This is a genomic window from Nocardia sp. NPDC052566, from assembly GCF_044547285.1.
Taxonomy (GTDB): domain Bacteria; phylum Actinomycetota; class Actinomycetes; order Mycobacteriales; family Mycobacteriaceae; genus Nocardia.
Map to the genome: position 1 here is coordinate 225,231 of NZ_JBIUAF010000001.1, position 24,717 is coordinate 249,947.

Annotated in this window: 25 protein-coding genes; 14 read left to right on the forward strand and 11 right to left on the reverse strand. The window is 68.1% G+C overall.

Features of this window, described 5'->3' with window-relative positions:
- Positions 1 to 50: 50 nt before the first annotated feature.
- The 6 genes from recD (at position 51) to ACIG5A_RS01005 (ending at position 5,009) form a co-directional block, all read left to right on the forward strand.
- On the forward strand, positions 51 to 1,952 hold the full coding sequence (recD, locus tag ACIG5A_RS00980; protein WP_397236295.1) for an exodeoxyribonuclease V subunit alpha: 1,902 nt from the start codon (positions 51 to 53) through the stop codon (positions 1,950 to 1,952).
- 49 nt (positions 1,953 to 2,001) lie between these two features.
- Positions 2,002 to 2,475, forward strand: a complete 474-nt coding sequence (locus tag ACIG5A_RS00985) for an RNA polymerase sigma factor (protein WP_397238754.1) — start codon at positions 2,002 to 2,004, stop codon at positions 2,473 to 2,475.
- Positions 2,475 to 3,083 carry a methylated-DNA--[protein]-cysteine S-methyltransferase gene (locus ACIG5A_RS00990; RefSeq protein WP_397238756.1) on the forward strand — a complete coding sequence of 203 codons (609 nt, stop codon included), beginning with the start codon at positions 2,475 to 2,477 and terminating at the stop codon, positions 3,081 to 3,083. Before ACIG5A_RS00985 ends, ACIG5A_RS00990 begins: the two co-directional genes overlap by 1 nt.
- A 241-nt stretch (positions 3,084 to 3,324) precedes the next feature.
- Positions 3,325 to 4,038, forward strand: coding sequence for a 2OG-Fe(II) oxygenase (locus tag ACIG5A_RS00995; protein ID WP_397238758.1), 714 nt, complete (start codon positions 3,325 to 3,327; stop codon positions 4,036 to 4,038).
- Positions 4,039 to 4,185: 147 nt separating this feature from the next.
- A complete protein-coding gene (locus tag ACIG5A_RS01000; RefSeq protein WP_397236297.1) occupies positions 4,186 to 4,440 on the forward strand; it encodes an Ada metal-binding domain-containing protein in 255 nt (84 codons plus the stop codon).
- A 62-nt stretch (positions 4,441 to 4,502) separates the two neighbouring features.
- Positions 4,503 to 5,009 (forward strand): methylated-DNA--[protein]-cysteine S-methyltransferase, encoded by a 507-nt coding sequence (locus ACIG5A_RS01005; protein WP_397236299.1) that lies wholly within the window; start codon positions 4,503 to 4,505, stop codon positions 5,007 to 5,009.
- Between the two features lie 74 nt (positions 5,010 to 5,083).
- Here ACIG5A_RS01005 and ACIG5A_RS01010 read toward each other — a convergent pair whose 3' ends face one another.
- The 4 genes from ACIG5A_RS01010 to ACIG5A_RS01025 form a co-directional block, all read right to left on the reverse strand.
- A complete protein-coding gene (locus tag ACIG5A_RS01010; RefSeq protein WP_397236301.1) occupies positions 5,084 to 5,557 on the reverse strand; it encodes a VOC family protein in 474 nt (157 codons plus the stop codon).
- 39 nt (positions 5,558 to 5,596) lie between these two features.
- Positions 5,597 to 6,211 (reverse strand): TetR/AcrR family transcriptional regulator, encoded by a 615-nt coding sequence (locus tag ACIG5A_RS01015; RefSeq protein WP_397236303.1) that lies wholly within the window; start codon positions 6,209 to 6,211, stop codon positions 5,597 to 5,599.
- Between the two features lie 387 nt (positions 6,212 to 6,598).
- On the reverse strand, positions 6,599 to 6,910 hold the full coding sequence (locus ACIG5A_RS01020) for a hypothetical protein (RefSeq protein WP_397236305.1): 312 nt from the start codon (positions 6,908 to 6,910) through the stop codon (positions 6,599 to 6,601).
- Entirely contained in the window at positions 6,907 to 7,227 is a 321-nt protein-coding gene (locus ACIG5A_RS01025) for a hypothetical protein (RefSeq protein WP_397238760.1), read from the reverse strand. The genes ACIG5A_RS01020 and ACIG5A_RS01025 overlap by 4 nt, the downstream gene beginning before the upstream one ends.
- Before the next feature lie 183 nt (positions 7,228 to 7,410).
- On the opposite strand from ACIG5A_RS01025, the gene ACIG5A_RS01030 reads away from it, so the two are divergent.
- The 4 genes from ACIG5A_RS01030 (at position 7,411) to ACIG5A_RS01045 (ending at position 10,202) form a co-directional block, all read left to right on the forward strand.
- Entirely contained in the window at positions 7,411 to 7,884 is a 474-nt protein-coding gene (locus ACIG5A_RS01030; RefSeq protein ID WP_397236307.1) for a VOC family protein, read from the forward strand.
- Between the two features lie 196 nt (positions 7,885 to 8,080).
- On the forward strand, positions 8,081 to 8,995 hold the full coding sequence (locus tag ACIG5A_RS01035; protein ID WP_397236309.1) for a TIGR03621 family F420-dependent LLM class oxidoreductase: 915 nt from the start codon (positions 8,081 to 8,083) through the stop codon (positions 8,993 to 8,995).
- A gap of 53 nt (positions 8,996 to 9,048) precedes the next feature.
- The gene (locus ACIG5A_RS01040) at positions 9,049 to 9,684 is read left to right on the forward strand and encodes a class I SAM-dependent methyltransferase (RefSeq protein ID WP_397236311.1); all 636 of its coding nucleotides are present in this window, start codon (positions 9,049 to 9,051) and stop codon (positions 9,682 to 9,684) included.
- An 8-nt stretch (positions 9,685 to 9,692) separates the two neighbouring features.
- Complete coding sequence (locus ACIG5A_RS01045) at positions 9,693 to 10,202, forward strand: GtrA family protein (RefSeq protein WP_397236313.1); 510 nt, start codon at positions 9,693 to 9,695, stop codon at positions 10,200 to 10,202.
- A 7-nt stretch (positions 10,203 to 10,209) separates the two neighbouring features.
- On the opposite strand, the gene ACIG5A_RS01050 is transcribed toward ACIG5A_RS01045, so the two are convergent.
- From ACIG5A_RS01050 to ACIG5A_RS01080, 7 genes are read right to left on the reverse strand one after another with little or no spacing between them, the layout of a single operon-like run.
- Positions 10,210 to 12,321: an MMPL family transporter gene (locus tag ACIG5A_RS01050; protein ID WP_397236315.1), complete on the reverse strand. Its 2,112-nt coding sequence runs from the start codon at positions 12,319 to 12,321 to the stop codon at positions 10,210 to 10,212.
- Entirely contained in the window at positions 12,318 to 13,571 is a 1,254-nt protein-coding gene (locus tag ACIG5A_RS01055) for a peptide synthetase (RefSeq protein WP_397236317.1), read from the reverse strand. The genes ACIG5A_RS01050 and ACIG5A_RS01055 overlap by 4 nt, the downstream gene beginning before the upstream one ends.
- 33 nt (positions 13,572 to 13,604) lie before the next feature.
- Positions 13,605 to 14,651 (reverse strand): NAD-dependent epimerase/dehydratase family protein, encoded by a 1,047-nt coding sequence (locus ACIG5A_RS01060; RefSeq protein WP_397236319.1) that lies wholly within the window; start codon positions 14,649 to 14,651, stop codon positions 13,605 to 13,607.
- Positions 14,648 to 14,929: a hypothetical protein gene (locus ACIG5A_RS01065; RefSeq protein ID WP_397236321.1), complete on the reverse strand. Its 282-nt coding sequence runs from the start codon at positions 14,927 to 14,929 to the stop codon at positions 14,648 to 14,650. The genes ACIG5A_RS01060 and ACIG5A_RS01065 overlap by 4 nt, the downstream gene beginning before the upstream one ends.
- Positions 14,930 to 14,931: 2 nt before the next feature.
- Positions 14,932 to 16,605: a fatty acid CoA ligase family protein gene (locus ACIG5A_RS01070; RefSeq protein ID WP_397236323.1), complete on the reverse strand. Its 1,674-nt coding sequence runs from the start codon at positions 16,603 to 16,605 to the stop codon at positions 14,932 to 14,934.
- A complete protein-coding gene (locus tag ACIG5A_RS01075) occupies positions 16,602 to 17,516 on the reverse strand; it encodes a hypothetical protein (protein ID WP_397236325.1) in 915 nt (304 codons plus the stop codon). The genes ACIG5A_RS01070 and ACIG5A_RS01075 overlap by 4 nt, the downstream gene beginning before the upstream one ends.
- 8 nt (positions 17,517 to 17,524) lie before the next feature.
- A complete protein-coding gene (locus ACIG5A_RS01080; RefSeq protein WP_397236327.1) occupies positions 17,525 to 18,574 on the reverse strand; it encodes a 3-oxoacyl-ACP synthase III family protein in 1,050 nt (349 codons plus the stop codon).
- Between the two features lie 542 nt (positions 18,575 to 19,116).
- On the opposite strand from ACIG5A_RS01080, the gene ACIG5A_RS01085 reads away from it, so the two are divergent.
- The 4 genes from ACIG5A_RS01085 to ACIG5A_RS01100 all read left to right on the forward strand — a co-directional run bounded on the left by ACIG5A_RS01085 (position 19,117) and on the right by ACIG5A_RS01100 (position 24,708).
- Positions 19,117 to 20,610 (forward strand): flavin-containing monooxygenase, encoded by a 1,494-nt coding sequence (locus ACIG5A_RS01085; RefSeq protein WP_397236329.1) that lies wholly within the window; start codon positions 19,117 to 19,119, stop codon positions 20,608 to 20,610.
- A gap of 267 nt (positions 20,611 to 20,877) precedes the next feature.
- Positions 20,878 to 22,470: an AMP-binding protein gene (locus tag ACIG5A_RS01090; RefSeq protein ID WP_397236331.1), complete on the forward strand. Its 1,593-nt coding sequence runs from the start codon at positions 20,878 to 20,880 to the stop codon at positions 22,468 to 22,470.
- 16 nt (positions 22,471 to 22,486) lie between these two features.
- Positions 22,487 to 23,470 carry an FkbO/Hyg5 family chorismatase gene (locus tag ACIG5A_RS01095; RefSeq protein ID WP_397236333.1) on the forward strand — a complete coding sequence of 328 codons (984 nt, stop codon included), beginning with the start codon at positions 22,487 to 22,489 and terminating at the stop codon, positions 23,468 to 23,470.
- Positions 23,467 to 24,708: a cytochrome P450 gene (locus ACIG5A_RS01100; protein WP_397236335.1), complete on the forward strand. Its 1,242-nt coding sequence runs from the start codon at positions 23,467 to 23,469 to the stop codon at positions 24,706 to 24,708. Before ACIG5A_RS01095 ends, ACIG5A_RS01100 begins: the two co-directional genes overlap by 4 nt.
- Positions 24,709 to 24,717: the final 9 nt, after the last annotated feature.

Genomic DNA, 24,717 nt, shown 5'->3' on the forward strand with positions numbered 1-24,717 from the left:
GCGGCGCGCGCCGATCGACGGGCATGCGGCTGTCTGCGAGGGGCGGCGGCATGACCTCGATTCAGGTGGCGCAGCGGGGGACCGGGCTGCTGCGCACGTTCAACGAGGCGGGAGTGTTGTCGGCCGCCGATGTGCATGTGGCACTGAGGTTGGGGCGTCTCGGCCGGGAAACCTCCGAGGCGGTGCTGTTCGCGGCGGCGCTCGCGGTGCGCGCGATCCGGTCCGGCTCGGTCTGCCTGGAGTTGTTCCGTATGCGGGAGATCGGCGTCGACGCCGACGAAACCTGGGATACCGGAACGGGTATCGACCCCGCGACGCTGCCGTGGCCCGATATCGACGCGGTGATCGCGGCACTGCGGGTGAGCCCGCTGGTATGCGGCGGACCGGCGGGACCGTTGCAGCCATTGCGCCTGGTCGACGCCGAACGGCGCAGTGACGCAGGGCCTTTGCTCTACCTGGACCGGTACTACCAGCAGGAGCAGACGATTCGCCGGGTGCTCACCGAGCGCGCCACCCACCATCCGGTGGTCGACCCCGCCGTCGTACGCCACGAACTGGACCGGCTGTTCGACTCGCCGATGGGTTCGGCACCGGATCGGCAACGCCTCGCGGCGGCGCTCGCGGCCACCCACTGGACCACCGTGGTCGCGGGCGGCCCCGGTACCGGCAAGACACACACCATCGCGCGGATCATCGCGCTGCTCGAGGCCCATCGCAAGGCGAATCCCAAAGCGTCGCCACTGCGTATCGCGCTGGCCGCGCCGACGGGCAAGGCCGCAGCGCGATTGCAGGAAGCGGTGCGCGAACAGGCGGGTGAACTCGGTCTCCCCGAACTCACCGCCGCCACGCTGCACCGGCTGCTCGGCTGGCAGCGCGGCCGCGGTACTCGCTTCCGGTATCACGAATTCAACCGGCTGCCCTATGACGTGATCGTCGTCGACGAGACCTCCATGGTGTCGCTGACCATGATGAGCAGCCTGCTCGCCGCACTGCGCCAGGACACCCGCCTGGTACTGGTCGGCGACCCGGATCAGCTGGCCTCCGTCGACGCGGGCGCGGTACTCGCCGACCTTGTCGCGGGACCTGTTGCGGGAACGCCGAACCCGGTGCTGGAACAGATACTCGGACCCGAAGCCGTCGCACCGGGCCATGCCGAGGCACTGACGAACCTGGAGCGACACCGCCTGCGCGGCGGCATCGTCCGATTGACCCGCGGGCGCCGATTCGGCGGGAAGATCGCCGAACTCGCGGTCGCCGTCCGCGCGGGCGACGCCGATACCGCGCTGGCGCTGCTGCGTGCGGGCGGTGACGAATTGTCCTTCAGCGCAACGGAAGACACGCGATCGGTACGCGCGGACGTCGTCCAGGCCGCCAGGGACACCACCGCCGCCGCGCTCGCGGGCGATGCCGCCGTCGCACTGACCGCCCTCGAATCGCACCGGCTGCTGTGCGCGCACCGCCAGGGGCCCTTCGGCGTCGAACGCTGGGATCGGATGGCGGCGGAATGGGCGGCCGCGGGCGGTGCGGGCCCCGACTCCGCGTTCGCGGTCTGGTATCCGGGCCAGCCACTGCTGGTCACCGCCAACGACCACGAGGCACGCATCTACAACGGCGACACCGGCGTCATCGTGCGCATGCCCGACGGCTCGCTGCGCGCCGCGCTACAGCGCGGCAGCGAGCCCTATCTGGTGCATCCCACCCAATTCCCCTCGGTGGTCACCGTTTTCGCGATGACGATCCACCGCAGCCAGGGCAGCCAGTACGACACGGTCTCCGTCGTCCTGCCCGAACCCGAGTCGACGCTGCTGACCAGGGAACTGCTGTACACGGCCATCACCCGCGCCCGCCGCCACGTCCGCATCCTCGGCACCGAACCGTCCATCCGCGCCGCCATCGACCGCCGCGTACTGCGCGCCAGCGGCCTGTCCCTCGCACCCCAACCACCGCCATGACCTGGGAATCTCACGTTTCCCACGCCTCGGACGTCTACCAAGTGTGAGTTTGCCGCCGTTCGAGCAAGTGGTCGCCGAGTACGGCCCGATGGTGCTGCGCGTCTGCCGGGCGGTGCTCGGGCCGACCGACGCCGCCGACGCCTGGTCGGAGACGTTCCTTTCCGCGTTGCGTGCCTATCCCGACCTGGATCCGGCGACGAATGTCGAGGCCTGGCTGGTCACCATCGCGCACCGGCGCGCGATCGACGTGGGCCGCGCGCTGACCAGGGCGCCCGTCCCCGCCGAGACCGTGCCCGAACGCGCGGCGCCGAACTCCGACCCGGCCGGTTACGACCCCGATCTGTGGGCCGCGCTGGCGGCGCTGCCGACCAAGCAGCGCCAGGCGGTCGCCTACCACTATCTGGCCGGCCTGCCACACGCCGAAATCGCCCAGCTGCTGGGCAATTCCACCGATGCCGCCCGCCGCGCCGCCGCGGACGGGCTGAAGACCTTACGCAAGCTCTACCCGAAGGACCGATCATGATGGCCACCATTCGCGACCCGAACGGCCTGTTCGACGGGCTGATCGCCGACGATGCCGTGCTGGATCGCCTGCACCGCAAGCTGGCCGCCGACGCCCAGTCCGCCGGCCTGCTCGACGTCGCCTACCGCACACTCGACACCCCGGTCGGCGCACTGCTCTTGGCCGCGACCCCGGCCGGGCTGGTGCGCGTCGCCTACCCCAACGAGGATCACGACGCCGTGCTTTCCACACTGGCACAACGCATCAGCCCCCGCGTGCTCGCCGCGCCCGCCCGCCTCGACCTCGCCGCCCGCGAGCTCGACGAGTACTTCGCCGGTACCAGAACACAATTCGACCTGCCCCTTGACCTGCGCCTGACCTCGGGCTTCCGCCGCGAGGTCATCGAGCACCTCTCCGCTATCGGCTACGGCCAGCGCGCCAGCTACGGCACCGTGGCCGCCGCCGTCGGCAACCCGCGCGCCGTGCGCGCCGTCGGCTCCGCGTGCGCCAAGAACCCACTGCCGGTGGTGATCCCGTGCCACCGGGTGGTCCGCGGCGACGGCTCGATCGGGCAATACGTGGGTGGGATCGCCGCAAAGACAGCACTACTCACCCTGGAGGCGGCATGAGTTGGGAACGTGAGACCGGATACGTCGCAATCCGGACGCGGCGATCACGGCCGGGCAACCGAGACGGCATCGCCCGGGTCCACGGCGGCCGTTGTGGTGCGAACCCACTCACCTTGGAGGCACTGTGAATCAGGAGCGCCTGGCCGCGCACATCGCGGCCGAAATGCGGCAGTTACGGCTGGATACCCAGTGCGCCATCGGCCGGACCGAGGACAGCGGTCGGCGGCGGATCGGTGCGGAAATGTCTGCCGCACCGGCTGATCGAGTGGACGCGCAGGCGTGGGATGCGTTGGTCGACGAGATCGATGCCCACGGCTGCGCACAGACCGGCCCGATCCTGACGGCAGGCGAATGCGCCGAGATCGCCGCGATGTGGGCGGACCGGGCGCGGTTCCGTGCCACCATCGACATGGCGCGACATCGGTTCGGGCAGGGCACCTATCGTTATTTCGCCTACCCGGTGCCCGACCCGATCGCCGAGCTACGCGCGGCCTTCTACCGCAAGCTGCTGCCGATCGCGCGGTCGTGGGCGCAACGCCTCGGCGATCCGGCGCCGTGGCCGGACGATTTCGGCGACTGGCTCGAAATCTGCCACGCCGCAGGCCAATCTAGGCCGACCCCGATCCTGCTGCGCTACACCGAAGGCGATTGGAACGCCCTGCACCGAGACCTCTACGGCGACTTGGTCTTCCCGCTCCAGGTCGTGATCGGCCTCGACCGCCCCGGCATCGATCACACCGGCGGCGAATTCCTCCTCGTCGAACAACGCCCGCGCGCCCAATCCAAACCGACGGTCACCGTCCTCGAACAGGGCCACGCCCTGATCTTCACCACCCGCGACCGGCCGACCCCGTCGGCGCGCGGCTGGTCCCGCGCCCCCGTCCGCCACGGCGTCAGCCGCATCCGCACCGGCACCCGCCACACCCTCGGCCTGGTCCTGCACGACGCCGAGTAATTCACCGCCTCGTGCACGTCGCACCAGGTGCGAGAAACTGGAGTCAGATCCGCGAGCGCAGTCATATGGCCGTCGATTACGGCGTGTCGCACGGCCATTCGACTGCGCTCGGCGGTTGAACCGGGCTGATCTCGAGGGAGAGCGGCGATGTACACGTTGATCGGGGCGGACGGCCACCGATATTCGAGCGAGGCGCCGGGACGTCTCGGCGGGCATCGTCGCACGAAAATCTATGGGCGACTGGACTGTCCGTCCGCGCTGCGCACCATCGCGCGCGGCGGGTACGTCGCGCACCGGATCTTCTTTCTCGACGAAGCGACCGCGATCAGCGCGGGCTACCGGCCCTGTGCGGTCTGCATGCCCGGCGAATACGCGGTGTGGAAAGCGGGCCGTTCCAGCTGATCTCACGTTTCGGGCGGCCCGTGCGTCTACCTGATGACCAACCGTTCGACAGGAGCGACATCATGAGCCCATCCCTCGCACGCGCCGTGCACGCATCGGCAGTCGGCAACCTGCTGCTCGAGGCGAGCGAAATCGGGATCACCCGAGTCGATTTCACGACCGACGCCCCGGCACCGGTGACCGGAACCACGCTCGCCGACACCCACATCGCCTGCGCCATCACCCAACTCGACGAATACCTGGATGGCACCCGCCGCGAGTTCACCGTGCCACTCGACCGGCGCGCGATGAGCGCCTTCGACCGCCAGGTGCTCGAAGCACTCGAAACCACCACGCCCTACGGCGAAACCACCACCTACGGCACCCTCGCCCGCCACCTCGACCGCCCGCTCGCCGACGTACGCAAGATCGGTGGCGCCCTGTCCCGCAACCCCTTCCTGATCCTGGTGGCCTGCCATCGCGTGGTCGCCGCCGACGGCGCCCTCACCGGCTACGCGGGCGGCCTCCCCGCCAAACGCGCCCTCCTAGACCTCGAATCCCCCGACCTCCTCCTACCTCTGGCGCTCTGATCTCGTGTCGGGACCCGGCAACGGCCCAGGTGGGTGGTCGGGTCCACCCCCAGGTCCACCAGTGGCTTGATGGTTCAGTTACCGCGGAGGAGTTTGTCGTACGCGCCACTGAGGTAGTTGGCGACGCTGGGGCCTGCCCGGCCGATGTCGGTGATTTCGAGGAGGAGGTTGTCCGAGGTGCGGTGATAGCAGATCGTCGCGCCGGTGGCCATGTCCAGATCCCTCTGTACGATCGGCAACCCGCTTGTGGCAAGGCGATCCGATTCGGTGGGCACGTCATCGGCCCACAAGCCGATGTGATGCAGACCGGGTGTGTCCCAGATGGTGTCCGGGACTCGTTCCAGCAGTTCCAGGTAGGCCGGGCCTTGTTTGGAGTAGGCCAGTCGCGGTGAAACAGTTGTGGTGACCGCACCGTCGGCGAGGATCTGTGTGGGGGCATCGAAGGGCGTATGCCATTCCACGCCAAGGGTTTCGCTCATCTCGAGCATGGAGCGCTCGAGATCCGCGACGACGATTCCGATGTGATAGGCCGGGAGAAGAGTGGTCATGTGTACTTCCTTCCGGGTGAGGTGGGTCGAACTCGTGGTTCAGTGTGGGATCGGCGCCACCAAGCGGTCCCATACGGCCATGGCGTAGTCGATGGCCAGGTCGAGGGTGGTTCGGTCGACGCCGTCGCGTGCCTGGATCGCCATGCCGACGGCGACGGTGGTGAAGTAGGCGGCCAGGCCTGCCGTGTCGACCGTTCCCGGCAGCTCGCCCTCGCGGCGAGCCCGCTCCAATCGGACCGCGATCGCGGCCCGCGTCTGCCTACGCACGTCGGTGAGAAAGGTTCGTACCGGATCATTCTTCGGCGACGTGGTCAGCGCCGACAGCGTTACCAGGCATCCGCTCGGAGTCCGTGGGGCGGTGAACGCCTCCGCGCTCATGCGCAGCCAGCGCTCGATAGCGTTGCGAGCGCCCGGTTCGACAGCGAAACTCTCTGCCGCCGAACCCATTACGGTCCGGGAATACAGTTGCACCGATTCGCGGAACAGCTCCTGCTTGCTGCCGAAGGCGGCATACAGGCTTGCCACCCGAATGCCCATCAGTGCGGCGAGATCGGCAATCGAGGTGCCCTCGTAGCCATGGGTCCAGAACATTTCCATCGCGCCGCGCAGGGCGGCCTCACGATCGAAACCACGCGGTCGTCCTCGTTCGGCCATTCCGTCTCATTTCTTGAATGAGCACTCAATATATATCTCGGACGGCCGGTGTGTCCAGGCCATCGCAAATTGTCGGCAACACTGCTGCTGGCCACCCGGCACCGAGAAAGAGCGCGCACAGGCTGATCGACCTGGATGACGCCCTCGCATCCAGTTCCGGAGCTGCCGGTCGGCGAGCGGCGGTCACGGTGCTGAAGGTAATGGGTCCCAGATGGAGTTCGCCGAGTCGGGCGGTGGCTTCGTAGCCGTATGCCGAGGAACCCGCCGAAGTACGTGCCCCAGGCGGGAGTCGAACCCGCTACTGGCCGTTTTAGAGGCGGCTGCTCGGCCGTCGAGCTTCTGGGACTGGGGGGTGATCGGCGTGGCCGGTCACCCCATGATGACCGATCAGGCCGCGTCCGGGTCGTCGATCCGGTCCCGCAGTTCGGGGTTCGCGATCGCGGCCCTGGCGGTGCGGTACTCCTCGGCTGTCAGGGAGCGGCCGAGTTCGTCGAGCGTCCGGAGTACGAACCGTTGCGTGACGACGCGGCGGTTGAGCACATCGAGCGCGGCGGCCTGGCGCCAGACCTTGCGTTGCAGCCAGCGGGTGGCTTTGGGCAGGTCTCCGGCGAGTTGGTCGCGCAGCGCGTCCCGCTCGGCGGTGAGCTCGACGAACTGGGCGCGCAAGGCGCTCAGCTCGGCATGGAGGGAAGTAGTCATGTTTTCACCTCCCCTCGTTCGATGAAGGCGAGGGGGAGATGGGCGACCAGCCGATGGGCGGCCGGTTCGAACGCGGCCGCCGTCAGGGCATTGCCGAGATCGGGTTCGTTGACCCTGATCAGCCGGTGGCCTGCCGCCGCGGCGTCGGCACACAGCCAGCCGAGCGACAGTTCGTCGGGCGCGGCGAGCACCACCAGAACATTCGAGGTGGAGTGCCAGTCGATGACCACGCCGGGATGCGCGACCGCGAAGTCGAACGCGGCGTGTGCCGCCTGCGCGACCTGTGTCCCCGGCGGCAGATCGGCCCGGGTGACCAGGTAGAGGCGGCGGGAAGAAACCTAGCGGTGTGGCATGGGATCGAGGATAACCCGGGGGCACCGCCGAAGCGAGCCAATTATGCTGCGCCGCAACCTGGTCGTTCCCTCCTGGCCGCCGCGCCCGCCGCATAGGCTTGGCTGCGGTGTCACTGCATAAATGCAGCCAGTCTGTAAGGACCGCTCATGATTCCCACCCTCGCCGGTGTCCACCATCTCAAACTCCCCGTCGCCGACCTGGCCCGATCCATCGAGTGGTATCGCACCCGCCTCGGCTACCGGGTACAGGTCGAATTCACCGAGAACGGTGTATTGGCCGGTGTCGGCATGCACCACCCCGACGGCGGCCCCGACTTCGCCCTCCGCCGCGATCCCGAAAGAGCAGCCGCCGCAGCCGGATTCGACTACTTCGCGATCGGCGTCCCGGACAAAGCGGCCATCCTGGCACTCGCCGAACACCTGACCGCACTCGGCGAACAACACGCGGGCGTGCACTTCGCCACCATCGGCTGGATCCTGCCCCTCCTGCACGACCCCGACGGTCACGAGGTCCGCTTCTACACCACGCAACACCACACCGACATCCCCGACGGCGAGGTCCTCGCCGTCGACAACCCCCGCGAAACCGCCGAAGCTCGCGAACAGCACGCCGGCGACTAAGTTCGCCGAGCGCAGTCGAATGGCCCTGCGACACGCCGTGATCGGGGGCCATTCGACTGCGCTCGACGGGCTCGATATCTCCTCGGCGCGCACCGGATATCTGCTCTGGGCAGAATCGCGCGCCTGCCGACGGTTGCCGAGGTTACGTTGGGGCCACCGATGGGCTCAGCCGAGGGAAGAGGGTGTTGTTGTGCCGGTGACGTTTTCGATTACCGCCGATGCGGTCGGCGTGGGGGAGTGGACGGAGTTCGCGCGGCAGTGTGAGCGGGACGGGTTCGATGTGCTGATGGTGCCGGATCATCCGGCGTCGTTCGCGGCGCCGTTCGTCGCGCTCGCCGCCGCGGCGGCCGTGACCGAACGGATCCGGCTCGGCACCAATGTGGTGAACGCCGGGATGTGGGAGCCGCTGCTGCTCGCCTCGGAGGTGGCGACACTGGACGTGTTGTCCAGCGGGCGTGCGCTTTTCGGGATCGGAGCCGGACACAATCCGGCCGAGTGGCTGACGCAGGGACGGGCCTACCCGTCGGCCGCCGACCGGGTGGCGCGGATGATCGAGCTCACCGAGGTCACGCGGCGACTGCTGGCCGGTGAGACGGTGACGTTCGACGGCACCCATGTTCAGGTGCGCGACGCGGTGCTGCCCCGGCCGCGCCCCGTGCAGGATCCGATACCGCTGCTGGTGGGCGGCAGCGGAACCCGGGTGCTCCGGTACGCCGCGGCCACCGCCGATACCGTCGGCTTCTCCGGTCTCGGACGCACACTCGCCGATGGCCGATCCCACGAAACCCGTTGGCGGCGCGACCAAATCGACGCCCAGGTCGAACTCGTCCGCTCGGCAGCCGCCGATCGCGACCCGGCCATGGAGGTGCTCGTCCAGCACGTCGAGATCACCGACGACGCCGAAGCGGCGGCAGACAGGCTGCGGGCGGACATCACCGACGCCAGCGTCGAAGATCTCCTCGCTGCCCCTTATGTTCTGATCGGCACCGTCGAAGATCTGGTAGCCGAAGTGCGTGACCACGAAAAGCGCTGGGGCTTCACCCGTTACGTCGTCAGAGGCCCGGTCCGCGAGCAGGCCGCCGCTCTCCTCGCGGCGCTGCGGTCTCAATAGTGCGTGAAGGTGCGCGGCTGGTTCGGCACGCTCCCGATGGCATACTACGGCGGGTGAAGAAGTGGCTATGGAGTCATAACGCCTACTATCACCGGCTTCTGCTGCGGCAGGTGCCGCCGTCGAGTCGCCGTGCACTGGATGTGGGCTGCGGCGCGGGCGGTTTCGCCACCGAGTTGGCGAAGAACATCGATCGGGTCGACGCACTCGACAGGTCGCCCGTGATGATCGACGAGGCGCGAAAGTCGGTGCCGCCCAATGTCACCTGCATTCTCGGTGATGTGCTGGAGGAGCCGCTGCCCGCGGACACCTATGACGCCATCGTGTCCATCAGCACCCTGCACCACATGCCACTCGACGAGGTACTGCCGATCCTGGCCAAGGCATTGCGCCCCGGCGGCGTGCTCGCGGTCATCGCGCTGCCGCGACCGGATCTGCCACGGGAACTCCCGGTCGAACTGGTGGCCGCCATAGGCCAGCGCCTGCTCGCGGCCACCTTCCTCGCACTGCGCGCCGTCACGCCGGGCGCCTGGTTCGCGCACGAGCCGAGCCACGACGCGATGCCGGTCAACCTCGATCCGCCCCTGTCCACCCGCGAAGTCCGCGAACGGGCATCAGCTCTGCTGCCGGGCGCTTGTGTGCGCCGCCTGGTCTACTGGCGCTACTTCCTCACTTGGCACAAACCCCTATAGTTCAAGGCGTGGCCTTCATCCAGCCTGCGCTCGATCGAATCCCGGAACCGTATCGCTCCACCGTGATCCAGCATCGCGAGCTGTTGAAGTTCGCGGTGGTGGGCGGTATCACGTGGTTCATCGATACCGGCGTCGTGTACGCGCTGAAGTTGACCGTGCTCGGCGACAAACCGCTGACCGCGCGGTTGCTCGGCGTGCTGATCGCCACCATCGCCTCCTACATCCTCAACCGCGAGTGGTCCTTCCGCACCAGGGGCGGGCGGCAGCGCCATCACGAGGCGGCGCTGTTCTTCGCGATCAGCGCGCTCGGTATGGGCGTCACCCTTTTGCCGCAGGCGGTTTCGCTGTACGTGTTCGACATCCGGGTGCCGCACGTCGGCCCGGTGACGCAGGCGGTGGCGAACTTCATCACCGGGCAGATCCTCGGCGTGCTCCTCGCGATGGTCTTCCGTTTCTGGGCGTTCCGGCGCTTCGTCTTCCCCGAGGACAAACTCGAAGCCGAACTGCACAGCATCTAGGAAAGCGCTAGAGCGGCACCGGTTCGGCGGTGCGCTCGGCGGGCGCGGGCGGTGGCGCCTGCCGCGCGCCCGGCATCCACCAGTTGGCCGCGCCCATCAGCTTGACCAGCGCGGGAACGAGCAGCATCCGGACGAGGGTGGCGTCGATGAGCAGCGCGATGATCATGCCGAGTCCGAGGAACCGCATCGGCGTCAGCGGCGACAGCGTGAACGCCCCGGTGACGATGATGAGCAGGGTGGCCGCCGCGGTGATCACCCGCGCCGTCTTCAGCGTGCCCGCCCGCACCGCCTCCTCGGTGCCTGCCCCCGCGCCGTGCGCCTCCACCATCCGCGAGAGCAGGAAAACCTCGTAGTCGGTCGACAGGCCGAAGACCACCGCGATGATCAGCACCACCATGCCCGCGGCCAGCGGACCGGAGCTGACGCCTAGTGCACCCGCGAGATGTCCGTCGTCGAAGATCCAGGTGAGCACGCCGAACGCCGCGGCCAGGCTGAGGAAGGCCATCGCGACGGCCTTGAGCGGCAGCACGATCGAGCGGAATGCGGCGAGCAGCAACAGCACCGTCGCGGTCACCATCACCAGGATCATCCACGGCATGGCCCTGGTGATCGAGCGCACGCTGTCGATGGTCGCGGCGGTGTCGCCGCCGACCCGCAGCCGCGTACCGTCCGGCGGTGCGAGCGCGCGGATATCGCGCACCGTGGCACCCGCCCGTTCACTGCGATCGCTGGCGTCGAGAAAGGCGTGGAAGACCACGAAATCGTCGGCCCGCCCGACCTGCAGCACCTGTTTCACCCCGTGCACCGCGCCGAGCGCCCGAGTGGCCGCGTCCACCTGCGCCGACTGCGGCGGCCCGTCCACACCGCGCAGCACCGCGGTGACACCGCTGCTCGCCACGGGGAACCGCGCGGTGAGTTCCTCGACGGTGGTACGCATTTCATTGCCCGCGGGCAGCGCACGCTGATCGATGTCACCCAGCCGGACCCCGGTGAGCGGCAGGGCCAGCGCCAGCAGCATCGCGCCGACCGCGAGGGCGACGATGCCGGGCCGCCGCAGCACCGCGTCCACCACCCGTCCCCAGAACCGCTCGGTGCGATCCGTGCTGCGCGACTTGCCGATTCGCGCGCCGAACAGCGTGAGCATCGCGGGCAGCACGGTCAGCGAGAGCCCGGCGGCCAGCGCGACCGCGGCGATCGCGCCGAAGCCGAGCGAGCGCAACACCGCCTGGGGGAAGACGAAAGTGCCCGCGAACGCGCAGATCAGCAGCAGCGCCGAGAACGCGACGGTGCGGCCCGCGGTGGCGCAGGTGCGCTCGATGGCCGCGCCGACCTCGTGTCCGTCGGCGAGTTCTTCGCGGAATCGGGTGACCAGGAACAGCCCGTAGTCGATGGCCATGCCGAGCCCGAGCAGCGAGGCGATATTGACCGCGAACGTACTCACCTCGGTGAATTCGGTGAGCAGCCGAATGGCGCCCATCGCGCCGAGCACCGAGAGCACGCCGACCGCCACCGGAAGCGAGGCCGCGACCGCACCGCCGAACACCAGCACCAGGACCAGCAATGTCAGTGGCAGCGAAAGGGATTCGGCGAGCACCAGGTCGTGCTGCGATTGCCCGTTGATCTCGGTGGCCAGCGCGCTGTATCCGGACAGCTGGGTGCGCACGCCTGGAACACGCAGCGCCGCTTCGATATCCGCATACGCCGCGATCCGCTGGCTGTCGTCACCGGCGAGGAAGATCGCCGCGATCGCCTGCCGGTTGTCGGCGGAGCGGAGGAACTTCTGGCGCACCGGGTCACTGCGCCACGGGGTTTCGATCGGGCGCTGCAGCAACTTCGGATCGATACCGGCCAAGGCCTGCTGGACGCGCGGGCCGATATCGTCGAGCGTCTGCCCGTCCGGCGCGGTGTACAGCGCGACCACGTCCGGGTTCTGCGGGCCGAAGTGCGCGCGCACCAGCCGGTCGACCAGCGCGGATTCGCTGTCCGGATCGTTGAATCCGGCCGCGCTGACCTTGTCGGCGGCGCCCGCGCCGAGCAGCCCGGCCAGCAGCATGATCCCGGCCACCACCGCGAGTACCGTGCGCGGCCGCGCGATCACGAAGCGTGCCAGGGCGGTCATCGCGCGGACGAATCGTTCTGTGCGAGTTCGGTGGTCAGCGTGGTGGCGATCTCGTCGAGCAGCGCCTCCAGCCGCGGGGCGATACCGGCGCCGTTGCGGCACGACACCGTGAGCTCGATCTTGCCCGCGCATTCGGCCAGGCCGAACAGCAGCGGCATGGCACCGCTGTGCTGCGGGATCACCCGCACCACCGCCGGCGTCCAACCGGGTACGGCCAGCTCGGCCGGATCGAACCTGCCCATATGCGTCACCGTGGCCGTCACCATATTGCGGTTCAGCCTTGCGCCGAGCCAGTTGCTCAGCCGCAGCACCGTCCGGATGACCGGCATCGGAAACAGCGAGAGACGCCCGTTGTCCAGCTCGTTCAGCTCGCGCTTCTCCTGGAGCCCGGCCCGCAGCTGAGCGTTGACCGCCTGCCAGCTGTCGCCGGGGGTGACGTCGAGGAACAGCGGCAGCGCCAGGTTGGCCGTCGAACGCAGCTCCGGATCGTGCCTGCGTAGATCAACCGGGATCATGAAACGCGACTTCGCCCCGGTCTCGGCGGCGAGCACCGCGCAGACCCGCGCGAGGATGCCCTTACCGGTGGCCGGAATGGTCCGATGCCGCAGCAGCCAGCGCGACGCGTCCGGATCCTGGCGTCCGCTACCCACCGCGGACGGATAGGTCGGCAGCACCAGCGTCGGCTTACCCGGCGCGCCGACGCGCGCGAGGAGTTCGGTGTCGGCGACCGGATCCGGTGCGCCGAGCGGCGTCGCGCCGCGCAGCGCGCGGAATACGTCGTCCACCCACATCCGCACACCCATCCCGTCCATGACCCCATGGAAGACACGAAAGACGATCGTGGTTCGTTCACCGGTGAGCAGCAGCACCTCACAGGTCCGCTCGGCCGTCGGGCCGATCGGGCTGTTCAGCACGGCGTCGTCTTCGAGGGTGGCGTAGTCGAGCGTCGACCCCTCGACCACCCGCACAGCCGCGGCGACCCCGCTGTCCACCCAGTCGTCGCCCTCGCGGATCAGCCGCGAGCCGGGATTCGCCGCCGACGCCGCTTCCACGGCGCTTCGCAGCACCGCCGGATCGAGCGCGCCGTCACCGTGCACGGCGATATGCATCAGGAACGGCGGCGTCAACTCACGGTTCGGGAAGTACAGGCGCTCGGTGGGCGAGATGCGCCGCCGGAAGACGGTGTCGTTCTGCCCACCCGTCGCCCGACCGCCACCCCCCACGGAATCGCTGCGCGATGCTCCATTCATATTTCCTCCGTTGACGACTGGGTGGGCGGGAATTCAGCGCAGGCCGCGCGTGAGTTCGACGACCCCGCCCTGTGTTTCGAGCCAGGCCAGGAAGGTGGCCAGCCCGGCGTCGCGATCCACCACCGGCCGGTAGCCGAAATCGCGGGTGGCGGCGCCGGTGTCGTAGGTCGCGCTGCGGGTCATCAGCGCGACGGCGTAGCGCGACAGCGGTGGCGACCAGCGGGTCGCCACGTAGGGGATCCGCCAGATCGCCTCGATGACGTTCACCAGCCCGTTGATCACCTTCGGGTTCGGCTTGCGCGTCGGCGGCTGGTACCCCAGCCGCCGCGCCACCACCCCGAGGAACTCCCAGACATTGGTCCGCTCGGCGTCGGCGACGAAATACGCCTTGCCGCCCACCGCAGCCGAGGCCGCTGCCTTGACGCACGCGTCGACGATATTGTCGACGTGGCACAGTGAGGCGTAGACGGTGCGGCCGAACGAGAGGTCGGGCAGTGTGCCCGCCGCGGTCCGGCTGAGCAGCCGCACGATCGGTCCCGACCGGTCGCCCGCGCCCCAGATGGCCCGCGGCCGCAGTGCGCAGGTGGTGAATTCCGCGGTGTTCGCGGCGAGTACCGCGCGCTCGGCCGCGGCCTTGGTCTCCGAGTACAGGTTCAGATAGCGCCGCGGATACGGCACGGACTCGTCGACGCCGAGCAGATCGCCGCCGTGGTAGTCCATCAGCGCGCTCGGGCTGGAGATGAACACGAAACGCGTTGCGCCGCCGCGCCGTGCGGCATCGAGCAGCCGCTCGGTGGCCCGCACGTTCTCGTTCCAGAACTGTTCGCGGGTGCCGCGCTCGTCGACCCGTGCCGCACTGTGCACGACGATGTCGACGCCCTCGGTGGCCCGCACCAGCGAGGCCGGATCGCCGAGATCGCCGTACACCAGCTCGACCCGGTCCACCTCGGGCCCGAGGTCGGCGAGATTGCTGGTGCGCCGCACCAGGATCGACACATCGTGCTGACCGTCGCGCACCAGCCTGCGCACGATCGCGCCACCGAGGAATCCGGACGCGCCGGTGACCAGGACCTTACTCATCGCAGCTCCTCCGTTGCGGGCTGGGTACGCCACCATGTCATGCCGAATACCTGGGTGAGCAGCGCCGTTTCGAGCGGTGTGCGGCCCGAACCCGCGGCGGCACGCAGGGCCGCCGGGATCTGGGCCGCGTGCACCACGACGCTGAGGAACGCATCGATCCACCACACGGCGCGCAGGAATCGGTTGTCCGGCGCCTGATCGGTGGCCGCCGCGACGAGTCCGCCCGCCAGATACAGCCACCCGAGCACCGGAATCGCCCGCAGTACCGTCGTTTTCATCGTCAGCCGTCCGATCCGAGCTGCTTGGCCGCCCACACCGCGAGCTGCTCGCGCCCGATCTTGGCGTTGTGCCGGATATCGACCGGGAACCCGGGGTGCACCAGGAAGTCGGCGACCCGGCGGGTGAGCTCGAACTCGGTGCCGTGCGCGCGCAGCGTGGCCTCGACGGTCTCGCCGTCCGCACCCTCCTCGAGCTCGACGCACAGCACCGGCCGCTGCGCGCCGCGCGCGCCGACACCGACCAGCGCCGTGCGGGCAACGCCGGCAACGGTATTGAAGATCTGCTCGACCTGAACGGTGAACATCGGACCGCCCGCGGTCACCACCCGCTGACTCTTGCGCCCGCAGAACCAGATCCGGCCCTCGCCGTCGAGCTGCGCGAGATCACCGGTCCGGTGCCAGATCCGGTCACCGTCGATGATCTTGCCCTGCCGGTTCGCCTCCTCCGGCCAGTAGTAGTGCGTACTGACGTTGGGCCCGGCGACCACGAGTTCGCCGATACCACGCGAGGTTTCGAGCTCGCCCGCGAGCGCCTCGACATGGGCCCAGGTGGGCAGCGGATCATCGGTGATGGGAACGAGTTGCGCGAGTACATCTTCGGCGGGACGCCCGATGCAGGTGCCCTCGCCGCGATGCGCGCGCTCGGTCAAACCGCCGAACAGCTCCCTGGATTCGATGAGCGACATGGGCAGCGCCTCGGTGGAGCCGTAGCCCGCGTAGATCAGCACATCCTCGGTGAGCGCCTCGCGCAGCCCGGCGATGCACCAGTCCGGCACCGGAGCGCCGCCGGAATAGATGCTGCTCAACGACTTCAGCTCGTTCGGCCGCTGCCGCAGATGCTGGAGCAGCGGGATCAGCACGGCGGGGGAGGCGAACATGGTGCGCACGCCGAACCGGTCGATCGCGTCCACCACATGCGCCGGGTCGGTCGAGCCGACCTTGCTCGGAATCAACGGCGGTAGCACGCACCGCGATCCGAGCAGCAGATCGAGAATGCCGACCAGCGGCAGGGTGATCAGCGAGGCGACCGGCGCGGTGTGCCCGCGCGCCGCGTCCACCTGATCGATCATCGCCGCGAGGTTCCCGTGGGTGAGTTCGACCGCCTTGGCCGGGCCCGTACTGCCCGTGGTGAATCCGATCACCAGCACATCACCGTCGGCCGCCGCGCGGCGTTCCGGCGCGAGTCCGCTCGGCGTCCTGCCCCATGCCGCAAGGGTTTCCCCGCGCCAGAACCACTTCCGGCCGACCGTGACGGTGGTGCGCACCTTGCGGAAGCTGCGCCGGAACAGCACGCGCACCGCGTGCGCCGGGGGTATGCCGATGAACGCCTCCGCTTCGACGGCGCGCAGGCAGTGCACCATCTTGCGCAGGCCCATCCCCGGGTCGATCACCACGGGGACCGCGCCGATCTTCAGCAGCCCGTACAGCACCGCGTACAGCTCCGGGCTCGGCAGCACGAGCACGATGGTGCGGGTGCCGTGCCCGACACCGCGCGCCGCCAGCCGCTCGGCGATCGTGTCGGACCACTCGTCGAGTTCGCGGTAGGTGATGTGCCGATAGGCGGGCAGCCCATCGGGATTGGTGCCCTCCGGGAAGATCACCGCCTCCCGATCCGGTTCCGTGCGCGCGAACGCGCGGAACCGGTCGAGGGCCTGCCAATAGCTCGCGGTGGTCACGCAGGCGCCCCCGTGAGCGCGGGCAGCCGGTACAGCACCGCAGCGGCCGACGGACCCGAGCCCGCCGCCACGAACAGCACCTGGGTGTGCTCGCCGAACGAGTTCGCGCCGATCGCCCGGTCGTAGGCCTGCGGCAGCGACGCGGTGTGCGGGTCGCCGTAGGCCAGATCCGGTGTGCGCACCGAATCCTGGTCGATGCCAAGGGCATCGGCTAGTCGCTTGGGGAACGCCGAACTCGGTGTCGAGGCGATCAGCGCGATACCGGACAGATCGGTGAGGTCCGCCTCGGCGAGTGCCGCCCGTGCGGCCTCGACGGCCACCTCGAGCAGGCGGTCCTCGAAGTCCGGCGCCCGATCGATGGTCATCAGGCCGCGGCCCGCGGTGCCCATGGTCGCGGTGTCGACGTAGGCCTCGACGGCAGGGGCGCCCTCGCCCGCCACGGTGTGCAGCCTGCCGAACCCGACGGGCTCGTCGGTGTGCTCCAGCAACAGCGCAGCACCCGAGGTGGCATAGGGGAATTCGTCATCCGCCGCGTAGCGCAGCAGCGAGGGGTGGGTGTCGCCGGAGACGATGAGCACGTGCTCGGCGCTGCCGGTCTCCAGGATGGCGGTGGCGACGCCGACCGCGTTGAGCACGCTGGTCGCGCCGTTCATCAGGTCGAAGGAGAAGGTTCTCGGGTCGTCCTTGGCGTACTCCAGGCCGATGCCCGCCGCCCGCTGGATGAGCGCCGACACCGCGGGCTCGACGGTGTTGTAGTCGCGGAAGATGCCCGCGTTGATCACCACGCCGACCTGGTCGGCGCGCACACCGGCGCGCTCCAGGCTCTGCTTCGCCGCGCGACCACTGTGCTCGACCACGCTGTGGGTGTCGTTGGTCCTGCTGATTCCGGTGGATTTGATGCGAACGCCCATGGCTGACCTCAGACCTTCAGAGACGAGATGGTGGTGGACAGGAAGCCGGTCACGATGCCGGAGGCCGCGGGAATCATCAGCAGTTTGGCGCCCGCCGGAATGTTCTGCTCGCTCAGCTGATCGTGCAGCACGATGAAATGCGAAGTGGTGGAGGTGTTTCCGTACTTCTCGATGACCCGCAGATCCGGTGGCATCGGGGTACCGAATTCGCGCTCGGCGATGGCGTTCATCCACGGGATGGCAGCGGCGCCGAACTGATGGTGGATGATGTAGTCGAAGTTCTCCTCGGCGAACGAACTGCCCCGCGCCTCGAGGAAGGTGCGCTGGGTGTTGGTGCCGAGCAGGAACCGGTCCTCGTTGTGCATCTTGCGGTTGTCGGTGTAGAGCGCGATGCCCTGCGATTTGTCGCTCGGCATGCCGAGGCACAGCTGCGCGTACTCTGCGGCGGTCATCATCTCGATGTAGTGGATGACGTCGTTCTCGTCGGTCGCCTGATCCAGCACCACCGCGGCGCCCGAATCGCCCACCGACAGCGACGCGAACTGCGGATCGTATTTCGCGGAAATCTCGTTCGCGGCGGTATCGGAGATCGGGGTAATCGCTTCGCCGCTCACCACCAGGCCATTCCTGGCCGCGCCGGAGCGAATCATCCGGTCGAGGATGTAGGTGCCGGTGAGCATTCCGGCGCAGGCATTGGAAACGTCGAAGGTAATCGCCTTCTTCGCGCCGAGGTGGCGGCCGATGGCACCGGCGAAAGACGGCTCCATGTACATCCGCGTCGCGTCCTTGCTGCGCGTGATGGATGCGGAGATGATCACGTCGAGCTCCGACGCGTCATACCGTGACCTGGACAGACAGTCCTGCGCCGCCTTGATGGCGATCGCGAAGGAGTCCTCGTAGCTGTCCGGGTTCGTATCGTGCACACGGCGTTCTTTAACGCCCGTGATTTTTTCGAGATCGAACGAAGGTGGAACCTTCAGCTGGTCGATCAACTCCTGGGTGGTGACAATTTTCGAAGGCAGATAGGCGCCAAGGGATTCGAACCGAGAATGCGACACACGCGCTCCTGGAATTCGTGACTAATACGGTTTCCGGATCGTCTCTGATCGTCGGTGCTGCGGAACACTACCAGCGAGTAACTACAAATCGCCATGTGCAATCTGACGTGAATCCCTCTGGGACAGTAGGGGTTCGGAGGTGTCTGTTCCGTTAGGTTGCACAAACCGGTGATCGACCGGCTATGCATGGGATGAAACCGCACGGTTTCGGGCTCGTTGCCCGGTTGCCCGCGGATTTCACGGCTTGCCGTGGCGGGAATTCGAGGGAGGTCCGGAAACCGGTGCAATGGCTGGCGAATTCACGGCTACTGTTGCCCCGTGGCGGCTGAGGCGGCGATTGATGTGGCATCCCCGGCGTCGATGTGAGTGACCTCACTGTGAACCGCACCGTTGCGTACCGGTCGGTCTTCAGCAGTTTTGCCGCCCAGCGGGGCAGTGGTGAATTACCTTGGCGCCGTAGCCAACTCGGTGAACATCGGGAGGTCGAACCGGGGCAGGCCGATATCCCGGGATCCGGGCGTCCCGGCTACTACCCTGAAGCCATGACCAGCGCGGACGAGCACGTCGAAGTGCTCATCGTCGGGGCCGGATTGTCCGGTATCGGTGCGGCGTACCACCTGCGGCGAGCATTCCCGCGGCGCTCCTTCGCGATACTGGAGAGCCGCGACGCCCTCGGCGGCACCTGGGACCTGTTCCGCTATCCGGGCATTCGGTCCGACTCCGATATGTACACCCTCGGCTTCCGCTTCCGGCCCTGGCTGGGGGACAAGGCGATCGCCGACGGCGGCGACATCCTCGACTATCTGCGCGATACCGCCGCGGAGTCCGGGCTCGACCGGCATATCCGCTACCGGCACCGGGTGCTGCGCGCGGACTGGTCCTCGGCCGAGAATCGGTGGACGGTGCGCGCCGAGCGCACCGGCACCGGGGAAATCGTCACCCTCACCACCGATTTCCTGTGGAGCTGTGGCGGTTACTACCGCTACGACGAGGGATACACGCCGGAGTTTCCCGGTATCCACCGGTTCGCCGGTCCGGTCGTTCATCCGCAGTTCTGGCCCGCGGACCTCGACGTCGCGGAGAAGCGGGTGGTGATCATCGGCAGCGGCGCCACCGCGGTCACCCTCGGACCGGCACTGACCGCGCGCGGCGCGCACGTCACCATGCTGCAGCGGTCGCCGAGCTATATCGTCTCCATGCCGGAGCGCGACAAGTTCGCCATGCGGGTGCGCCGATTTCTGCCGCGCGGCGCCGCCTACCGCGTCGCGCGCGCCAAGAACATGGTGCTTGCCACCGCCGTATATCAACTGAGCCAACGCTATCCGGCCGCCATGCGCGCCCGCATCCGCGGCTGGCAGCGGCGCTGGCTGCCCGAGGGCTACGACATCGACACCCACTTCACGCCCGCCTACAAACCGTGGGATCAGCGCGTGTGCCTCGCCCCGAACGGCGATTTCTTCCGCGCCATCCGCAAGGGTCGGCTCGATGTGGTCACCGACCGCGTCGACACGATCACCGAGACCGGGCTGACGCTGGCCTCCGGCGCCGCCCTCGACGCCGATATCGTCATCACCGCAACGGGATTGAACCTGCTGGCATTCGGCGGCGTCGAGCTCGCCGTGGACGGGCGGCCGGTGCGGCCGAACGAACACATGGCCTACAAGGCGATGATGCTGTCCGGCGTGCCGAACTTCGCCTACGTCATCGGCTACACGAACGCCTCGTGGACCTTGAAGGCGGATCTGGTCAGCGAGTACGTCGTCCGGTTGCTGCGTCATATGGACCGGCACGGTTACGCGCGCTGCACGCCGGTGCGCGACGAATCGGTCGGCGAGGAGCCGCTGTTCCTCACCTTCAACCCCGGCTATATCCGAAGGGCCGTGGCGCTGTTCCCGATTCAGGGCGACCGCGCTCCGTGGCGGTTGCGCATGAACTACTTCCGCGACCTGTTCACCCTGCGCTACGCCCCGATCGCCGACCGTGCGATGCGCTTCGACCGCGCCGCCGCTCCCGCGCGAGTTCCAGTGCGCGACTGAGGAACTGAGGAGTTCGCGGTCATATCGCGATCACTGCGATCATTTTTCGGTCAATCGGTCATCAGTACCCGGTGAACTATCGGACGTATTCCGCGAGGCGTTGCTAGGCTCCCGCTACTCGGATCGCCGGGCGAATGAACAAAGCGTGCCTGTGTGTCGTGCGGAAGCTGGTGATGTATCCAATGGTGGATGTCTTGATAACCATGACGAGTACGTTGGTGCGGCTCGTATGCATATTCATTCTCAAATCCGTCATGATGTGACCGGATGGTGCGCGCGAAGGGGCGCCCGCTCGGCAATCTGTTATGGGAGTGGGCCGAGGAATACGGGCGAAAGGTCGCTGTCCGCGATGGTGCCCGCGTCCTGAGCTATCACGAATTGGCGTATCGAGCAGACGCTTTGGGATATGTGATGGCGACGCGGGGGCTCGGTCCCGGTGCGCGGGTGCTGTTTCAGCTGCCCAATGGCTGGGAGCTGGTGGTGGCGCTGCTGGCCTGCCAGCGAATCGGCGTCGCGCCCATTCTGACGCTGACGGCGCACCGGGCGCACGATCTCGCCCGGATAGCCGAAATCGTCGACATCTCCGCGATTTTCACGGTGGACAGTTATAAGGGCCACGACCATCAGGCCGACGCCGTCGGCATCGCGCAGCGGGCCGGGCGTGCGTGCCCGGTCTTCGTCGCGGGTGCCTCGTTGCGTGCGTCGAGTATCGATCTGTGGCGCGCCTGCGACTACTCGGCCGCCGATATCGAGCCGATACGGCGGGCGCTCGATCGGCGGGCGCCCGCGATCGACGACGACGCGGTGGTCCTGCTCTCGGGCGGCACCACCGGCAGGCCCAAGCTGGTCCCGCACACCCATCGGGACTACGCGTTTGCCTTCACCGCATGCGCGGCCGCGAGCGGCGTCGACGATTCGACGATATTCCTTGCGGTGCTGCCTGTTTCGCACAACTTCTCACTGGCCTCACCGGGCATCCTCGGCGTTCTCGATGCGGGCGGCACCGTGGTGCTCGGTCGATCACCAAGCCCCGATCCGGCTTTCGAGGCAATCGGCCGCCACGCCGTCACCATGTCGGCCATCGTGCCCGCCGTCGCGCGGCGCTGGCTGGAGTACGCCGAATCGTCGACATCTGCGGTGCGACGGTCCCTCTCGACCCTGCGCGTGCTGCAGATCGGCGGCGCGGTGACGCCGCCCGATCTCGCGGCGCGGGTCGAGGCCGAGCTCGATGTCACGGTGCAGCAGGTATACGGGATGTCCGAGGGCCTGGTCTGCATGACCGCGCTCGACGATCCCGCCGAGATCAAGCACCATACGCAGGGCACGCCGGTCGGTGCGGGCGACGAGGTGCGCATCGCCGGTGACGGCGCGATCGGCGAGGTGCTGACCAGGGGACCATCGACGGTGCGCGGCTACCTCCTCGGTCCGGCGCGGGTCGGTGGCCCCGCCTTCACCGGCGACGGCTGGTACCGCACCGGTGATCTCGCGCGCAAGCGCTCGGACGGCCGCATCGAAATAGCGGGCCGTATCAAGGATCTCGTCAATCGCGGCGGCGAGAAGATCTCGGTGGTCGAGGTGGAGACGCTGCTGCTCGGGCTGACCGGTGTCACCAACGCGGCGGCGGTATCGCTGCCGCATCCGGAGCTCGGCGAATGCGTCGGCGCGGCGCTGGTCTGCGCGGCCGATACCACCGTCGACCTCGTCGACGTCCGAAAGTATTTCGCGGAGCACGGTATCGCCGCGCACAAGGCGCCCGATGCCGTCTTCGTCGTCGACGGGATTCCGACGACCGGAATGGGCAAGGTCGATCGCACCGCGCTGCGCGAGAAATTGGCGGCGATATCCGGTAGCGCCCGCTGAACGAGGAGGGTGTTCTGTGTTAGAAGTCCGATCGGCGTTGGCTTGCGACTATGCGAGCGCGCATTCGCCGGTGCACGAGGGAAATCTGCTCGCCGTGGTCGAATTCGGTGAGAACGAGGGCCGGCCGGAACTGCGGGAAGGTATTCCGCATGTCCCGATCCGGGTCGGTGCGGACGCGAACCGCTTCCGGGAATTGTGGTCGACCGGTGGCACGGTAATCTCCGGCCGGGTCGGCGAGCTGGTGTATTCGCATGACGGCCAGCGAATGTTCTGTGCCGGGCGCATCGAACGATCCGGTGGTTATCGCGAGCGGACCCGCGCGATGTATGCCGCGGCATTCGAACTGGCCGACGAACAGGGCTATCCGAACCTTTTCCGCATGTGGAACTACATCGCCGGAATCAACGACGACAACGGCGAGGGGCTGGAGATCTATCGCGACTTCTGCCGCGGCCGCTCGGAAGCGTTTGCCGCCCATGACAAGCGGATACCGGCCGCCACCGGTGTCGGGTCACGCGGCGCCGGGATCGTCTGCTATTTCCTGAGCAGCCGCTCGGATCCGGTCATCCATATCGAGAACCCCCGGCAGGTGCCCGCCTACCACTACCCGCGCGAATACGGCCCGAGGCCACCGACCTTCGCGCGAGCCACCCACCTCGCGCACGGCGGCGCCGGCACGGAGTCGCTGTTCATCTCGGGCACCGCGAGCATCCTCGGGCACGCCACGGTCGCGCCGGGCGATGTCGAACGCCAATGCGAGATCGCGCTGGACAACATCCGCGCGCTCGTCGGTGCGGAGAATCTGCGCGCGCACGATATCGGGCACGGCTACCGGCTCTCGGCGATCCGGCGCGCGAAAGTGTATGTCCGCCACCGGGAACACCTCGCGATGGTGCGGCGCAAGTGCGGCGCGGTGTTCGCGCCGGACGCCGAGATCGTCTATTTGAACGTCGACATCTGCCGCAGGGATCTGCTCGTCGAGATCGAGGGGGTCGCATGACCGAGTCAGGGCCCGGAGGAGGCAGCCTGTGTAACCACGGAGGGCCCGAGGAGTGGCGGCTGCCGGTGGTCCGCGACGATCCCTTCGCGCTGCCGGACGCGTATCGAAAGATGGCCGCCGCCGGGCCGATCCACCGGGCGACAGTGCCGAACGGCAAGCAGGTCTGGGTCGTGACGCGGCACAGCGAGGGCCGCAAGCTGCTCACGGACGCACGCATCACGGCCGACCGCGCACATCCGAATTTCCCGTCGTTCGACCAGGATTCGTCGCCCGCGCTGATCTCCGGCGACGATCCGTTCCTGGTGTCGATGGACCCGCCCCAGCACACCCGTTCCCGCAACGAGCTCAAGAAGGAGTTCGAGCAGCGCCGGATCCGCGAGTTCGCGCCCAGGGTGCAGTCGATCGTCGACGAGGCGATCACCGAGCTGATGGCCGGTCCGCAACCGGCGGATCTGGTGGCCGGGCTGGCACTGCGGGTGCCGTCCCGGGTGATCTGCGAGCTGCTCGGCGTCCCGTACGCCGACCACACCTATTTCGAATCCCGTACGCCCGCACTGATCGACACCACGATCGCACCGGACGAGCGGATCGCGGCGTTCACCGAGGTCCACGGCTACCTCACCGAACTGGTCGCGAAGCAGGAAGCCGCGCCCACCGACGACATCATCGGCCGCTACATCGGCGCCGCGCGCGAGCGGGGCGACTACCGGCGCGAAACGCTGATCTCGCACGCCTTTCTGCTGCTGATCGCCGGGCACGAGACCACGGCCAATCAGATCGCGCTGAGCGTGCTCGCGCTGTTGCTGAAACCCGAACTGCGCGAACGCTTCATGCGGGCGCAGGGCGAACTGGCCGGTCCCGTGGACGAGCTGCTGCGCTTCTTCACCATCGTCGACTCGGTTTTCCGGGTGGCGACGGCCGATATCGATATCGCCGGGGCGCGGATCCGGGCCGGTGACGGAATCGTGGTGGCGTGCAGCATCGCCAACCGGGATCCCGGGGTGTTCGCCACCGCCGATGATCTCGACCTCGCCCAAGGCGACAAACGGCATCTGGCCTTCGGATTCGGCGCGCATCAGTGTCTCGGCCAGGGGTTGGCACGCCTGGAGGTCGAACTGGTGCTGCGCTCGGTGCTGGCCCGTCTGCCGGGGCTGGCGTTGGCGGTGCCCGCGGCCGAATTGCGCTACAAGGGCGCGACGTCGGCGTTCGGTGTCGAGTGGATGCCGGTGACGTGGTAGTGGGAGGTA

What these genes read in the sequence shown, in the direction of transcription:
- recD (WP_397236295.1), top strand. Translation starts at nt 51, where the DNA reads ATGACCTCGATTCAGGTGGCGCAGCGGGGGACCGGGCTGCTGCGCACG.
- ACIG5A_RS00990 (WP_397238756.1), top strand. Translation starts at nt 2,475, where the DNA reads ATGGCCACCATTCGCGACCCGAACGGCCTGTTCGACGGGCTGATCGCC.
- ACIG5A_RS00995 (WP_397238758.1), top strand. Translation starts at nt 3,325, where the DNA reads ATGTCTGCCGCACCGGCTGATCGAGTGGACGCGCAGGCGTGGGATGCG.
- ACIG5A_RS01000 (WP_397236297.1), top strand. Translation starts at nt 4,186, where the DNA reads ATGTACACGTTGATCGGGGCGGACGGCCACCGATATTCGAGCGAGGCG.
- ACIG5A_RS01005 (WP_397236299.1), top strand. Translation starts at nt 4,503, where the DNA reads ATGAGCCCATCCCTCGCACGCGCCGTGCACGCATCGGCAGTCGGCAAC.
- ACIG5A_RS01010 (WP_397236301.1), bottom strand. Translation starts at nt 5,557, where the DNA reads ATGACCACTCTTCTCCCGGCCTATCACATCGGAATCGTCGTCGCGGAT.
- ACIG5A_RS01015 (WP_397236303.1), bottom strand. Translation starts at nt 6,211, where the DNA reads ATGGCCGAACGAGGACGACCGCGTGGTTTCGATCGTGAGGCCGCCCTG.
- ACIG5A_RS01020 (WP_397236305.1), bottom strand. Translation starts at nt 6,910, where the DNA reads ATGACTACTTCCCTCCATGCCGAGCTGAGCGCCTTGCGCGCCCAGTTC.
- ACIG5A_RS01030 (WP_397236307.1), top strand. Translation starts at nt 7,411, where the DNA reads ATGATTCCCACCCTCGCCGGTGTCCACCATCTCAAACTCCCCGTCGCC.
- ACIG5A_RS01050 (WP_397236315.1), bottom strand. Translation starts at nt 12,321, where the DNA reads ATGACCGCCCTGGCACGCTTCGTGATCGCGCGGCCGCGCACGGTACTC.
- ACIG5A_RS01055 (WP_397236317.1), bottom strand. Translation starts at nt 13,571, where the DNA reads ATGAATGGAGCATCGCGCAGCGATTCCGTGGGGGGTGGCGGTCGGGCG.
- ACIG5A_RS01060 (WP_397236319.1), bottom strand. Translation starts at nt 14,651, where the DNA reads ATGAGTAAGGTCCTGGTCACCGGCGCGTCCGGATTCCTCGGTGGCGCG.
- ACIG5A_RS01065 (WP_397236321.1), bottom strand. Translation starts at nt 14,929, where the DNA reads ATGAAAACGACGGTACTGCGGGCGATTCCGGTGCTCGGGTGGCTGTAT.
- ACIG5A_RS01075 (WP_397236325.1), bottom strand. Translation starts at nt 17,516, where the DNA reads ATGGGCGTTCGCATCAAATCCACCGGAATCAGCAGGACCAACGACACC.
- ACIG5A_RS01085 (WP_397236329.1), top strand. Translation starts at nt 19,117, where the DNA reads ATGACCAGCGCGGACGAGCACGTCGAAGTGCTCATCGTCGGGGCCGGA.
- ACIG5A_RS01090 (WP_397236331.1), top strand. Translation starts at nt 20,878, where the DNA reads ATGGTGCGCGCGAAGGGGCGCCCGCTCGGCAATCTGTTATGGGAGTGG.
- ACIG5A_RS01100 (WP_397236335.1), top strand. Translation starts at nt 23,467, where the DNA reads ATGACCGAGTCAGGGCCCGGAGGAGGCAGCCTGTGTAACCACGGAGGG.